This is a genomic window from Paraburkholderia megapolitana, assembly GCF_007556815.1.
GTDB classification, from domain to species: domain Bacteria; phylum Pseudomonadota; class Gammaproteobacteria; order Burkholderiales; family Burkholderiaceae; genus Paraburkholderia; species Paraburkholderia megapolitana.
In genome coordinates this window covers 3,470,501-3,484,032 of sequence record NZ_CP041745.1, presented here as the reverse complement: position 1 = coordinate 3,484,032, position 13,532 = coordinate 3,470,501, and the positions used below count along the sequence as shown (strand labels likewise).

General features: G+C 62.7%; 15 protein-coding genes and 2 tRNA genes. 11 read left to right on the top strand and 6 right to left on the bottom strand.

Annotated features, from left to right (window positions below):
* The 8 genes from FNZ07_RS28835 to FNZ07_RS28800 all read left to right on the top strand — a co-directional run bounded on the left by FNZ07_RS28835 (position 1) and on the right by FNZ07_RS28800 (position 8,222).
* Positions 1-1,617: an acyl-CoA carboxylase subunit beta gene (locus FNZ07_RS28835; protein WP_091011351.1), complete on the top strand. Its 1,617-nt coding sequence runs from the start codon at positions 1-3 to the stop codon at positions 1,615-1,617.
* A gap of 12 nt (positions 1,618-1,629) precedes the next feature.
* Positions 1,630-2,781, top strand: coding sequence for an acyl-CoA dehydrogenase family protein (locus tag FNZ07_RS28830; protein ID WP_091011352.1), 1,152 nt, complete (start codon positions 1,630-1,632; stop codon positions 2,779-2,781).
* Between the two features lie 8 nt (positions 2,782-2,789).
* Positions 2,790-3,638, top strand: a complete 849-nt coding sequence (locus FNZ07_RS28825) for an enoyl-CoA hydratase/isomerase family protein (protein WP_091011353.1) — start codon at positions 2,790-2,792, stop codon at positions 3,636-3,638.
* Positions 3,635-5,632 (top strand): acetyl-CoA carboxylase biotin carboxylase subunit, encoded by a 1,998-nt coding sequence (locus tag FNZ07_RS28820; RefSeq protein ID WP_091011354.1) that lies wholly within the window; start codon positions 3,635-3,637, stop codon positions 5,630-5,632. Before FNZ07_RS28825 ends, FNZ07_RS28820 begins: the two co-directional genes overlap by 4 nt.
* A 35-nt stretch (positions 5,633-5,667) precedes the next feature.
* Entirely contained in the window at positions 5,668-6,552 is an 885-nt protein-coding gene (locus FNZ07_RS28815; protein ID WP_091011355.1) for a beta-keto acid cleavage family enzyme, read from the top strand.
* A gap of 119 nt (positions 6,553-6,671) precedes the next feature.
* Entirely contained in the window at positions 6,672-7,058 is a 387-nt protein-coding gene (locus FNZ07_RS28810) for a hypothetical protein (protein ID WP_091011356.1), read from the top strand.
* Between the two features lie 256 nt (positions 7,059-7,314).
* Positions 7,315-7,674 (top strand): DUF4148 domain-containing protein, encoded by a 360-nt coding sequence (locus FNZ07_RS28805; RefSeq protein WP_091011357.1) that lies wholly within the window; start codon positions 7,315-7,317, stop codon positions 7,672-7,674.
* Between the two features lie 149 nt (positions 7,675-7,823).
* Positions 7,824-8,222, top strand: a complete 399-nt coding sequence (locus tag FNZ07_RS28800; RefSeq protein ID WP_091011358.1) for a DUF4148 domain-containing protein — start codon at positions 7,824-7,826, stop codon at positions 8,220-8,222.
* A gap of 169 nt (positions 8,223-8,391) precedes the next feature.
* Here FNZ07_RS28800 and FNZ07_RS28795 read toward each other — a convergent pair.
* Together FNZ07_RS28795 and FNZ07_RS28790 are read right to left on the bottom strand one after the other, a co-directional pair.
* Positions 8,392-8,476 (bottom strand) — tRNA-Leu (locus FNZ07_RS28795).
* A 130-nt stretch (positions 8,477-8,606) separates the two neighbouring features.
* On the bottom strand, positions 8,607-9,263 hold the full coding sequence (locus FNZ07_RS28790) for a TolB family protein (RefSeq protein WP_170275850.1): 657 nt from the start codon (positions 9,261-9,263) through the stop codon (positions 8,607-8,609).
* Between the two features lie 201 nt (positions 9,264-9,464).
* Between FNZ07_RS28790 and FNZ07_RS28785 the strand changes: the two genes are divergently transcribed.
* The 3 genes from FNZ07_RS28785 (at position 9,465) to FNZ07_RS28775 (ending at position 11,314) form a co-directional block, all read left to right on the top strand.
* Complete coding sequence (locus tag FNZ07_RS28785; RefSeq protein WP_091011360.1) at positions 9,465-9,776, top strand: YkgJ family cysteine cluster protein; 312 nt, start codon at positions 9,465-9,467, stop codon at positions 9,774-9,776.
* Positions 9,777-9,789: 13 nt separating this feature from the next.
* Positions 9,790-10,374, top strand: coding sequence for a DUF1439 domain-containing protein (locus FNZ07_RS28780; RefSeq protein ID WP_091011361.1), 585 nt, complete (start codon positions 9,790-9,792; stop codon positions 10,372-10,374).
* A gap of 106 nt (positions 10,375-10,480) precedes the next feature.
* Entirely contained in the window at positions 10,481-11,314 is an 834-nt protein-coding gene (locus FNZ07_RS28775) for an undecaprenyl-diphosphate phosphatase (protein WP_091011362.1), read from the top strand.
* Positions 11,315-11,431: 117 nt separating this feature from the next.
* Here FNZ07_RS28775 and trmB read toward each other — a convergent pair whose 3' ends face one another.
* The 4 genes from trmB to FNZ07_RS28755 all read right to left on the bottom strand — a co-directional run bounded on the left by trmB (position 11,432) and on the right by FNZ07_RS28755 (position 13,512).
* Positions 11,432-12,190 (bottom strand): tRNA (guanosine(46)-N7)-methyltransferase TrmB, encoded by a 759-nt coding sequence (gene trmB, locus FNZ07_RS28770; RefSeq protein WP_091011363.1) that lies wholly within the window; start codon positions 12,188-12,190, stop codon positions 11,432-11,434.
* Between the two features lie 110 nt (positions 12,191-12,300).
* A tRNA-Gly gene (locus FNZ07_RS28765) sits at positions 12,301-12,375 on the bottom strand.
* Between the two features lie 122 nt (positions 12,376-12,497).
* Positions 12,498-13,061, bottom strand: a complete 564-nt coding sequence (locus FNZ07_RS28760) for a YggT family protein (RefSeq protein WP_091011364.1) — start codon at positions 13,059-13,061, stop codon at positions 12,498-12,500.
* A 130-nt stretch (positions 13,062-13,191) separates the two neighbouring features.
* The gene (locus tag FNZ07_RS28755) at positions 13,192-13,512 is read right to left on the bottom strand and encodes an EthD family reductase (RefSeq protein ID WP_091011365.1); all 321 of its coding nucleotides are present in this window, start codon (positions 13,510-13,512) and stop codon (positions 13,192-13,194) included.
* Positions 13,513-13,532 lie beyond the last annotated feature (20 nt).

Here is a 13,532-nt window from a genome sequence, read left to right as displayed (position 1 = left end):
ATGCCCGTCTTCCAGTCTCGTCTTAATACTGCCAGTGCCGTGGTCCGGGACAACACGGAGCACACGACCGCGCTGATTGCTCAATTGCACACGTTGCAGGCGCGCGCCGCGCAGGAATCGGCGAAGGCGCGCCCGCGGTTCGCGAAGCGCGGCCAGTTGCTGCCGCGCGAACGCCTGGCGTTACTTCTCGATGCCGGTGCGCCCTTTCTCGAACTCGCTTCGCTTGCGGGCTATCTTGTCGGCGAAAGCGATCCGGAGAAGTCGGTGCCGGGCGCGGGCATGATCGCCGGCATCGGCTACGTGAGCGGCACCCGCTGCATGATCGTGGTCGCCGATTCCGGTATCGATGCCGGCGCGCTGCAGCCGATGGGGCTCGAAAAGTTTCAACGCCTGCAGAAGATCGCACTCGATAACCGCCTGCCGTTCGTCCACCTCGTCGAGTCGGCGGGCGCGAATCTGATGCAATACCGCGTCGAGGAATTCGTCAACGGCGGCGGCAATTTTTATCAGCTTGCAAGACTGTCTGCGGCGGGCATTCCGGTGCTCACACTCGTGCACGGTTCGTCGACTGCGGGCGGTGCCTACATGCCAGGTCTGTCGGACTATGTCGTGATGGTGCGCGACCGGGCAAAGGCATTTCTCGCCGGGCCGCCGTTGCTAAAAGCCGCGACCGGCGAGATCGCCACCGACGAAGAACTCGGCGGCGCCATGCTGCACGCGAGCGTCTCCGGGCTTGCCGAATATCTCGCGGACGACGATGCCGACGGCATCCGCATCCTGCGCGAACTCGTCGACAAGCTCGGCTGGAACGCACGCGAGAGCGCATTGCCGGTCGGCGCCGAACCCACGCTCGACGCCAATGAACTGCTCGGCATCATGTCGCGCGACGGCAAGAAGCCTGCGGACATGCGCGAGGTGATCGCGCGCATCGTCGATGCATCTGACCTGCTCGAGTTCCAGCCGCTCTACGGACCCGCGACGGTCTGCGCGCACGCCCGCATTCACGGCATCCCGGTGGGCGTCATCACGAACAACGGGCCACTCGATCCAGCGGGCGCAACCAAGGCGACGCACTTCATCCAGAGCTGCTGCCAGAGCGACATCCCGATTGTCTATTTGCAGAACACCACCGGCTTTATCGTCGGTAAGGATTCCGAGCGCGCCGGCATGATCAAGCACGGTTCGAAAATGATTCAGGCGGTCTCGAACGCGACCGTGCCGCAGATCACCATTCTGTGCGGCTCCGCGTTCGGGGCTGGCAATTTCGGCATGTGCGGACGGGGCTTCAATCCGTCCTTTCTTTTCTCGTGGCCGAACGCACGCACAGCAGTGATGGGTGCGGAGCAGGCCGCGCTGACCATGTCGATCGTGATGGAGAGCGCGGCGCGCGCGAAAGGCCTCGAACCCGACGCCGAGCGCATCGAAGCATTGCGCCAGAAGATCGTTGCGAACTTCGAGCGCCAGACGCACGCGTTTTATACCTCGGGCCGCATGCTCGACGACGGCGTCATCGATCCGCGCGACACGCGCCGGGTGATCGCAATGACGCTGTCGGTATGCCGCGACGGCCGCAACAAGACTGTTTACCCCCTTACATTCGGCGTCGCCCGTCCCTGATCCGGAGACATCATGCTATTCACTCAAGAACACGAAGAAATTGTCCGTACCGTCAAGCGTTTCATCGAACAGGAAATCAATCCGCACGTCGATGAGTGGGAAGAGGCGGGCATCTTCCCTGCGCACGAAGTTTTTCGCGAACTGGGCAAGCTCGGCGTGCTCGGTCTCAGCAAGCCCGAGGCTTACGGTGGCGGCGGCCTCGACTACAGCTATGAAACGGCATTCGCCGAGGCGCTGGGCGTTTGCAACGCGGGTGGCGTACCGCTCGCGATCGGTGTGCAAACCAACATGGCGACACCCGCGCTCGCACGCTTCGGCTCCGATGCGTTGCGTGCAGAATTTCTCGCTCCCGCCATTGCCGGTGAGCAGGTTGCGTGTATCGGCGTTTCGGAGCCGGGCGCGGGCTCCGACGTCGCCGCGATCCGGACGACCGCGCGCAAGGACGGCGACGACTACGTGATCAGCGGCACGAAGCTGTGGATCACCAACGGCACGCAGGCCGACTGGATGTGCTGCCTCGCCAATACATCGGATGATCCGGCGCATCGCAACAAGTCGCTGATCGTCGTGCCGTTGAAATCGAAGGGTGTGCAGATCGAGAAGAAGATTCGCAAGATCGGTATGCACTCGTCGGACACCGCGCAGATTTTTCTCGATGAAGTGCGCGTGCCGCGGCGCAATCTGATCGGCGAGGAAGGCAAGGGCTTCACCTATCAGATGCTGCAGTTCCAGGAAGAGCGTCTGTATGGCGCTGCGGGCGCGTTGCTCGTGCTCGATCGCGCGATCGACCAGACGATCGACTATACGCGGCAGCGCAAGATTTTCGGCCGGTCGGTGCTGGACAATCAGGTCGTCCATTATCGGCTCGCCGAACTCAAGACCGAGGTCGAAGCGGTGCGCGCACTGACTTATCGCGCGACGGAACTCTACGTAGGTGGCGGCGATGTGACCGCGCTTGCATCGATGGCGAAACTGAAAGCGGGGCGTCTCGCGAGAGAAGTTACCGACAGTTGCCTGCAGTTCTGGGGCGGCATGGGCTTCGCCTGGGAATCGAGTATTTCGCGCACCTATCGCGACAGCCGCCTGTTCTCGATCGGCGCCGGGGCCGACGAAGTGATGCTCAGCATCATCTGCAAGAAGCTCGGCACGTTGCCCCGGGAGTGATGCGAGACATGACCTCATCACTTCAACTGGCGACCGGTGAGGCGCCGCTGCACGTGGCGCAGATCAGCGGTGTGCTGTTCGCGACGCTGAACCGGCCCGACCGGCGCAATGCGTTGACCGACGATATCGTCGCGGCGCTCGATGCCGAATGCGATCGCGTCAAGAACGACCACAGCGTGCGTGCCTTCGTGTTGCGCGGCGCGGGCGGCACGTTCTGCGCGGGCGGCGATTTCGGCGGCTTCAAGGCGTTGATGCGCGAACCTGCGCCCTCAACCGGTCGCGATCCGATCGCGCTCTACAACCGCCGGTTCGGTGCGCTGCTCGAGAAGCTTGCCGCACTGCCTGTGCCGACACTGGCCGTGATCGAAGGCGCGGCGATAGGCGGGGGCTGTGGTCTCGCAGCGGCATGCGACCGCGTCATCATGGCCGCCGACGCTCATCTGTCGATGCCTGAAACAACGCTCGGCCTGCCGCCTGCGCAGATCGCTCCGTTCATCGTTGCGCGCGCTGGCGTCTCGCGTGGCCGATGGCTGATGCTCACCGGCCAGCGGTTATCCGCGGCAGAAGCGCTGTATGCAGGCCTCGTCGACGAAACGTCGTCGCCCGGGGGCATCGATGCCCTGCTGCAAAGCGAGCTTGCGCGCGTACTCGCCGGCGAGCCAGCGGCCCAGCGCGCGACCAAGCGCATCGTCGCGGACGCGGGCATTCGCGAACGTTCGCTCGTGCTCGATGCAGCCGCCGACGACTTCGCGATCGCACTGCGCTCCGGCAACGTCACCGAAGGATTAGCCGCACTGGCTGCGAAACGCGCTCCGACCTGGCAGATCGCCCAACCCGCTCTGCCGGAGACACCATGAAGGAACAACGCTTCACCCGCCTGCTGATCGCGAATCGCGGTGAAATCGCGGTACGGGTCTCACGCACCGCGCAACGGCTCGGCATCGCGACCGTCGCGGTTCATTCGGACGCTGACCGGAACAACCCGCATGTTCGCGCCTGCGATACGGCCGTTTCAATCGGTGGTGCAACGCCGGCGGAATCGTATCTCGTCATCGACAAGCTGATCGACGCGGCACTGCGCAGCGGCGCAGAGGCGATTCATCCGGGCTACGGGTTCCTGTCCGAGAACGCCGGGTTCGCTCGACGTGTGACCGAAGCAGGACTTGTATTCGTCGGCCCACCCGCCGATGCAATCGACGCGATGGGCGACAAGGCCCGCGCGCGGCGCCGGATGGCGGCGGCGGGCATTCCAGTCGTGCCGGGTTATGACGGTGACGACCAGTCCGAGGCACTGCTGTTGTCGGAAGCGGCGCGCATCGGTTTTCCGATCATGGTCAAGGCCTCGGCGGGTGGCGGTGGGCGCGGCATGCGGCGCGTCGACGCGCCGGAAGCGCTGGCCGAATCGCTGAAGCTTGCTGTGTCGGAAGCACAGAAGGCATTCGGCGATGGGCGTGTGATTCTCGAGCGCGCGGTCATCGAGCCACGTCACGTCGAAATCCAGGTCTTCGCCGATGCGCACGGCAACGTCGTCTACCTCGGTGAGCGCGACTGCTCGATTCAGCGCCGGCATCAGAAGATCGTCGAAGAAGCCCCGTCGCCCGCCGTCGATGAAGCGTTGCGTCGGCGTATGGGTGAAACGGCCGCTGCGGTCGCCCGGGAAATTGGTTACGTCGGCGCAGGCACGATCGAGTTTCTGCTCGACCGCACCGGACATTTCTATTTCATGGAGATGAATACCCGCCTGCAGGTCGAGCATCCGGTCACCGAATTCATCACAGGTCAGGATCTGGTCGAATGGCAGTTGCGTGTCGCGCAAGGCGAGCCGTTGCCGCTGAAGCAGGAAGAGATCCGCATCGAAGGTCATGCGATCGAAGTCCGGCTATGCGCGGAAGACCCCGCCGACGATTTCCTGCCGCGCACGGGCAATGTGCTGCTCTGGCGTCCGGGTCGTCACGTGCGCTGCGATCACGCGCTCGAAGACGGCATGACCATCAGCCCGTTCTACGACTCGATGCTAGGCAAGGTGATTGCACACGGCCGCACGCGCAGCGAAGCGATCGAGCGGCTTGCGAGTGCCCTCGACGATACGGTGCTGCTCGGTGTGTCGACGAATCGCGCCTTTCTTGCCCGCGTGCTGCGGCATCCCGCATTCGTGGATGGGCAATCGGTATCGACCGCGTTCATCGGTCAGCATTTCGCCAGCAACGAAAGTCGTGCGTCGGAGCCGACGCGGCACGCGTGGGCGATCGCCGCCTGGCTGTCCACGACGGCAGCCGATCGCGCCGACCAGCAACCTGCAGTGTGGCGCGGCTGGCATAACGGTGCGCCGCTGCCGGTGCCTTACCGGCTGGCTAGCCGGGCGAATCATGCCGACGTGCGACGTGGCACCGTGGCGCACGCGGAACGCGATGCGTTCGAGCTTCTGGATAGCGATGGCAACGCGATGGTCTTGCATGCACAGCCAGGTCATGCCGGCGAGCCTGCCGTCGTCGCCATCGACGGACAGATCTACCACTACCGCTATGTGTGGGAAAGCCGCGTGCTATGGCTGCAGCTCGACGGCATCGACTATGCGTTCGTGTCGCACAACCTCGACAGCGCACGCGCCAGCGAGGAGAGCGAAAGCGATGGTGTGTTGCGCGCGCCAATGAACGGCCGTGTGATCGCGGTCAATGTCGACGAAGGCGCCATCGTCGAAGCAGGGCAGACCGTGATGGTGCTCGAAGCGATGAAGATGGAGCACGCCATCTCCGCACCGTTCGCCGGCAAGGTCGCCTCGCTCGGCGCGACCGCTGGCGATCAGGTCGCGCCAGGACATGTACTCGCGCAGCTGGAACCGCAAGCCAGCTGAGCCCAATCGATATTCATGATGCAAGGAGACAACCCATGAGCACCCCCGTCGTCATCACCTGTGCGCTGAACGGCATCTTCACCGATCCGAAGCAGTTCAATATTCCCGTCACACCTGAGCAGATGGCTCGTGAAGCGAAAGGCGCGTACGACGCCGGTGCGGCGTGCATGCACGTCCATTTCCGTCGCCAGGAAGCGGACAAGGGTCATCTGCCTTCGTGGGACCCCACGCTCGCAACCGAGATCAGCCAGGCGATTCGCGAAGCCTGCCCCGGCGTGATCTTCAACCAGTCGACGGGGGTCGTCGGTCCGGACGTCGACGGACCGCTCGCCTGCATCTATGCGATCCGCCCGGAAATCGCCGCATGCAACGCCGGTTCGCTCAACTACCTGAAGGTGAAGGCAGACGGGACCTGGGCCTGGCCGCCGCTGATGTTCGACAACCCGGTCAAGAAGGTGCAGTCGTTCCTCGACATGATGGCCGAGACGGGATCGGTGCCAGAGTTCGAATGCTTCGATGTGGGTATTGTCCGCTGCGTCGACATGTACGCGCGCGCGGGGCTGTTCAAGGGCAAGGCCGATTACAACTTCGTGATGGGTGTCGAGTCGGGCATGCCGGCCGACCCGGACTTGCTGCCGATCCTGATTCGCCTGTTGCGCGAAGACTCGACCTGGCAGGTGACCGCTATCGGCCGGACGAACATCTGGGCTTTGCATCGTCGCACCGCGGAACTCGGTGGGCAGTTGCGCACAGGACTCGAGGACACGTTCTATCTGCCCGATGGCACGCGCGCGGCATCCAACGCCCACCTGATCGAAGCGATGGCGAAAATCGCCCGCGAATCCGGACGCGAGATCGCGTCGCCGGAAGAAGCACGCAAGATTCTCGGCGTGCGCATTCCTGCGCAGTCTCATGCGTGATAACGTCTCGCGGCGGAAGCGTCGCGAAAATTTTGCTTTGGTAGTTGACATTCCTACGGTGGGAATGTCTAAAGTTCATCCCGTTGACTTCCTGAAACGGGTCGAGCTGAATTGTCACCATGAGCCGCATCAAACTGTTCGCTATCGTTACCGTACTCTTCACGCTGATCTTCAGTCAGCTGTGGGTATCGGCATACGCGTGCGCAACGGCCGGCCGGACGATTCCGACCGATGCAGGCGCAGTAGCGGTGGTGCTCACAGGAAGTCACGCCGACCTGCAAGATCCGCATACCGCTGCAAGTTGTCATCTCCATTGCAACAACTCCGCGCAGCCGGATCATGCCAATCTGCCGACCGTGTCTCCAGCGGTATGGCTGCCGCTGATCTGGGGACATTCTTCCACCGTTGCGCTCGCCGTCCGTCCGGATCGGCCCACTCACCCCGAGCCGATTCTCCTGTCGGCGCCGCCTCCAAGCCGCATCCTCTTCCAGGTGTTCCGAACCTAGCCCCTCGCGGCTGAACGTGGGTCGTGCCTGCATATCCGGCACGTGATCGAACTCGTCAGTGCGCCGCTTACGCGGTAGCCGTCGGGCCACCGGTCATGCGTCCCACCTCCACCTGGTAATCAAAGTTTTCGTTGACGCCGAAAGGTCGCTTTGTGCGCCCGCGTGCGCCGCCTGGCGGCTTGCCGCGTCGGTTATTGCCGTCGCTGCGCGTCGATTCGCGCAGGACGATGTCGTCACCACTTTTGAGGAAAAAATCATGAAGGCCATTGCCTTGCTGAACCGTACCGTTCTCACCACCCTGCTCGTTTCCGCTTCCATTTCGGCGTTTGCCGGCGGCGGTTCGCGTGGCCCTGAACCACGTCCTTATGCACACGTCACCGCGAAGACAGTGGTTGCGGTCGCTGGCGATACGACCACGACCGATATCACCACGCCGGGCAAGACTCGCGAACAGGTACGCGCGGAACTGTTGCAGGCCGAAGAGGCTGGGCTGATTCCGACCCACCGCAACGACTACCCGCCGAGCGCCGAGACGATCGCCCGCAACCGGGTGCGCTTCCAGCAGATCGAGCAGGCGTGGCAGGGCGGTAGCTCGATCGCCCTGACGCAAAAGTAAACGCGTAGTCGCGATCGCGGCAGAAGTCTCGCCGTGTACGTGTACGTGTACGCGAACACGAACACGAACACGAACACGAAGCAACGGAGGCGGCACAGCGCCGTCTCCCTCTTTCAGACATACCCGACATACCCATTGAGGAACCCATCATGAAACACAATTCACTTCTGAATCGCTCGGTCTTCGGCACGCTGCTTTTGTCGGCGTTCGCACTGGTGTTTGCCAGCGCGCCGGCGTCGGCGCAATCCGGTCCGCAACCGGTCGCCGTTATAGCGTCTTCTTCAGATCTGCTGCTGGCGGCAGTCGAACACCCGGGCGTTCAGGCGCAGAGCGCTTCGGTGGACGCGGCGGATTCGGCAGGCAATCAGGGCAAGACTCGCGCACAGGTCCGCGCCGAACTGATCGAGGCCGAACGGGCCGGTGTGATTCCGGTCAGAAACGCCGAATACCCGGCTGAGCCTGAGACGATCGCGCGCAACAAGATCCGGTTCGAGAAGGCGGAAAGCTGGTGGCTTGCGCATGGCGGGCAGCAGGTGTCGGCGAACTGAGGACGGCGTATGCCAACCGTGGATGACCCTGAAGGCTGGCATTCACGGTCGCCGTCGACGTCGGCGGTTCGACATCGATTCGGAGGACAGCCAGAAACAAAAACCCCCGCGGAACACATCTCTTGCGGGGGTTTTGGGGAATGTCGTGAGGCCGTACGAAACGACTTGCTGGTGCCCAGGGCCGGACTCGAACCGGCACGCCTTGCGGCGGGGGATTTTGAGTCCCCTGCGTCTACCTGTTTCACCACCTGGGCTTGTCTGACGATGTGCGCCGGGCGCACACGTAGTGAGACGCGGATTATGTCCGAAATCGGCCGACCAGGCAAGGTGCTCCCGCTCCGGACAGCATGTACAGCGCGCCGCAGGCCCGTCGGTCGGAGGAATTCACTTCACAAACAAGGACCTGAATTCCTCGACGCTTTCGTCGTCGGGACCGATCGGCGCAATCTCCTTGCCTGCTGGCGAAACGAGCCAGTACCAGTCGTAGGAACCGCTCGCCAGCCAGTACTTGTGCTTGTTCACAATGAGATCGCCTCGATACTTGCCCGCGGGGATGACTTCCAGAGAATTCCCGTCAGTGACAAACCGCTCCTTGCCGCTCGACAGCTCGACCGAGTGAATCGCGCCGGAGGTGACCCACGCGGCGCTCGTGAAGTAAATGGTCTGTCCGTCGGGAGAGAAAGACGGCGAACTGAGGGCGGCGAGCGTGCGCTTCGGATCTTCCGCGCCGGCGCCTTCGACCAGTCGACGCTGCGCCGTTCCATCGATATGCGTCACCCATACCTCGTCGGCGCTTTGCGCCCCGGATGCGGTGTCGACCATGCGATGGGGCGTTCGACGAACGAAGACGATCGACAGATGGTCGGGGGACAGCACGGGATCGGAATCAAGGCCGCCGGTGGTCAGCGGTCGCGCGGAGCCCGCATCGTCGATCATGATGATGTTGCCCCCGTCGACCTTGACCGACGTGGCGTCTGCATGCGGCGCCGCACACATGGCCAGCAAGAGAACCGCTCCCAGCAGCGTGGTCTGATGTTTCATTCGTCGGGCTCGAATGCCGGTCAGAACGGCGGATTGGTTATCATCGTGCTCTCGCATCGAGCGAGCGCAACCTCATGAAGGTCCTGGCCCCGTAATCGTGGCATACCCCGAAGCCTCCCGGTAGCCACGGTAACGGAATTTCTTCTGCTCCGCGAACGCACAGAGCGGACCGAACCCGGACCCTCCCAGACAAAGGGAAATATGCATTGCCGCCCTGACTGCGGTGCCTGTTGTATTGCACCTTCCATCTCGAGCGCCATCCCCGGTATGCCCGACGGCAAACCCGCGGGCATACGCTGTGTGCAGCTCGGCGACGATCTGCGCTGCGCGATCTTCGGCCAGCCCGAGCGGCCCGCGTGCTGTTCGGGCCTGCAGCCGCAGATGGAAATGTGCGGCACTACGCGCGGCGAAGCGCTCGCGTGGCTTACGCAACTCGAATCGCACACCCGGCCCGATAGTAAAGCGACGATGTCGGCGCGCGGTGTGCCAACCCAACCGCTGTGTCAGCTTTAACCGGAGAACCCGCATGACTCGATTCCCGTCGCCTGCCCGGCGTCGTTTCCTGCTTACCGCGTGGGCGGCCACGGCGGTTTCTGTCTCGCTCGCGGCCTGCGCGTCGTCGACGTTTCCGTTCATCCCCTCGCACTACACGTTTTCGCAACAGCAGGTGCAGGACGCGGTGCAACGGAAGTTTCCGTATCAGCACACGATGTCGCAGCTCTTCGACGTCGCGTTGAAGAATCCGGTCGTCGGTTTGCTGCCGGACACGAACCGCATCTCGGTGCAACTCGATGCGCATCTCGCGAGCCCGTTCCTGCAGCAGCCCGTAGACGGCATATTCACGCTGTCGAGCCAGCTCGCCTACGACAGCGCCAGCCACTCCGTCGTGCTGGTGTCGCCGCACGTCGATAACGTCAACGTAAGCAGCGGCGCGCAGGCCTATAGCCAGCAGATCAATGCGGCGGCCGGGCTGCTCGCCACCCAGCTCCTCACCAATTATCCGATCTACACGTTCAAGCCCGAACAGCTGCAATTTGCCGGTGTGCACTACGAACCCGGTACAATCACTATCCTTACAAACGGCATACGCGTACAGATCGTCGAAAAATGACGACGGGCGCGGCCGTTGGGGCCGCGTCTCGGTGATCGCTGTTGTTCTAGCTGTCGTTTCGCGTCACGGCCCCGGTCACCGATTTTCCTAGCGACAAGGGCCACCGATGGATTGGATATTGATCTGCAAGGCGCTGATTCTCGGCGTTGTCGAAGGCTTGACTGAGTTTCTGCCGGTGTCGAGCACCGGCCATCTGATCGTCGCGGGCAGCCTGCTCGATTTCACCGACGAACACGCCAAAACCTTCGATGTCGTCATTCAACTCGGCGCGATTCTCGCGGTGTGCTGGGAATATCGCCGGCGGATCGGCAGTGTGGTTGCAGGCCTGCCCACGCGGCCCGACGCGCGGCGCTTCGCACTGAATGTGATCATCGCGACGATCCCCGCGGTCGTGCTTGGCCTGCTATTCGAGAAGGCGATCAAATCGGCGCTGTTCTCGCCGGTGCCCGTTGCGTTCGCGCTGGTCGCGGGCGGTGTGCTGATTCTGTGGGTGGAGTCACGCAAGCGCGAGCGCGGCGATGTACCCGCGCGCGTGCAGGCAATCGACGATCTGCGGCCACTCGATGCGCTTAAGGTCGGTGTCGCTCAGTGCTGCGCGTTGATTCCGGGCATGTCGCGCTCGGGCTCGACGATCATCGGTGGGATGCTGTTTGGGCTCGACCGGCGTGTCGCCACCGAGTTCTCTTTCTTCCTCGCGATCCCGATCATCTTCGGCGCGACCTTCTATGAAATGGCGAAGAGCTGGCATCAGTTGTCGGCGGATATGCTCGGCACGTTCACGATCGGTTTTGTCGCGGCGTTCGTGAGTGCGTTTGCGTGCGTGCGCTGGTTGTTGCGCTACATCGCCACGCATGACTTCACGGTGTTCGCGTGGTACCGGATTGGTTTCGGCTTACTGATTCTGCTGGTCGGTTATAGCGGTGGGTTGGGTTGGGCGTAGCGTTGGCCGCGCGATCGTGAGATCGCGCGATGGCGAATAAAAAAGTCCGCATGCGTTTGTTCACGCATGCGGACTTTTTTGTTTTCAGGCCGTATTCAGATCGTATTCAGGCCGTATTCAGATCGTATCGCGGCGCTTGAAGACCAGATCCCAAACACCGTGGCCAAGCTGTAACCCCCGACGTTCGAACTTCGTCACCGGACGATAGTCGGGGCGTGGCGCGTAGCCGTCGGCGGTATTGGCGAGCGCAGGTTCTGCACTGAGCACTTCGAGCATCTGTTCCGCGTAGTTCTGCCAGTCGGTCGCGCAATGAAGATATGCGCCGGGTTTAAGACGCGAGACGAGCAGCGCGACGAACTTCGGCTGGATCAACCGGCGTTTGTGATGACGCGCCTTGTGCCACGGGTCGGGAAAGAAGATGTGCACGCCGTCGAGACTGTCCGGCGCGATCATCTGCTCCAGTACTTCGACTGCATCGTGCTGGATGATGCGGATGTTCGTGAGGGTCTGCTCGCCGATCAGTTTCAGCAGTGCACCGACGCCTGGTTCGTGCACTTCGACACCGAGAAAATCCTCGCCCGCGCGATGCGTTGCGATCTCGGCGGTCGTCGCGCCCATGCCGAAGCCGATCTCCAGCACGCGTGACGCCTGTCTGCCGAATACCGCGTCCCAATCCGGTTGCGTATCTGTATACGGCACGACGAAGCGCGGCCCGAATTCATCGAGCGCGCGGCGCTGGCCAGTGGACACACGTCCCGCGCGCGTCACGAAACTGCGGATGCGGCGCAGATGGAGCGCTTCCGGTGTGTCTGTTGCTTCGGGCGTGTCGGGGTTAGCGGCGTCGAGTGGGCCAGCTTCGTTCGGGTCGTGAATCATCATCGAGGACAACAACAAATTAACAGGGCAAGCAGGGCGTCGCCCAGGCGGGACGGCCGGTCAGGCGCGGATTATAGCAGCGGGGGGAGGGGCGTTCGGACGGCAACTGCTGGAGCGGGCGATGGGAATCGAACCCACGTCTCTAGCTTGGGAAGCTAGGGTAATGGCCATTATACGACGCCCGCAGAGCGCGCCATTCTACGCGGATTTTGCCCGTTTGCGCAATTCAGGAACCCGCTGCATGGCAAGCAAAGTCACAACTCGCGCCACGCACGACCCATCGCCGCACGCAGCGCGTCAACTCAACTCAAATCCCAAACAACGTCAACGAAACCGCAGCCCGCGTAACGATCATCAGCAGAACCTGCACGATCACGAACAGCACGATCGGCGACAGATCGATACCGCCGACTTGCGGCACGAAACGGCGCAGCGGATTCAGAAACGGCGCGGTCAGTTGATGCAGGATCGGCATCGCCGGCGAGCGCGGATTGAGCCACGACAGCAGCGCCATCAAGATGGTTAGCCAGATGATCAGATTGAGCGCCCATTTCAGCAGCGTGAGCAGTGCGACGATCAGCAGCACCGGCATGATCGAGAGCGGATCGACGCCGGAGGTCACGACCATCAGCACCACATAGACGATCGCCGTGAGCAGTGCGGCGACGATGCTCGCCCAGTCGATACCGCGCGTGCCGGGAATCACGCGGCGCAGCGGCAACACGAGCCAGTTGGTTGCCTGCAGCACCCCATTCGACACAGGGTTGTACGGCGGCAGGCGCACGACCTGTAGCCACGCGCGCAATATCAGCACGGCGCCGAACAGGGTGAAAACGGTATTGAGCAGAAAGCGGGCGATCTCGCCGAACATCTTGTGTCCTCTTTGCTTCAGGTGCTGTCCGCATGGGCCGGTGGCTATGCAGGACTTCTGTTGATCCAGCGTGCAAGCCGGACATATCGCGCCGCGCCGGGCAAACCTGCCTCGGCACGACTAACGGCGGCTAGACCGAAACCCGGATCTCGCTGATCAGGATCTGGCCATTGCCACCGTCGGTGTAATTCGGAATGTCGTCCAGCAGCTGTGCGGACACCGGCGTGAACACTTCATAGAACGCATCGGCGGTGTCGAACAGAAAATGACCTGCCGCGACGTAGGGCGGCGCCGATCCAGGCGGCCCCGCATTCACACCGATATCGACCGACCAGCCTTTCAGCGCCGTCCCGAACAGCCTGGCCGCAAGCGGCATATGTGTGCCGCAGTAATAGTCCACGTCGAAGCGACCATTCTCCCGATACGGATAGAAGATGCTGACCTTGATCATTGTGCGTTCTCGTTGAGGGT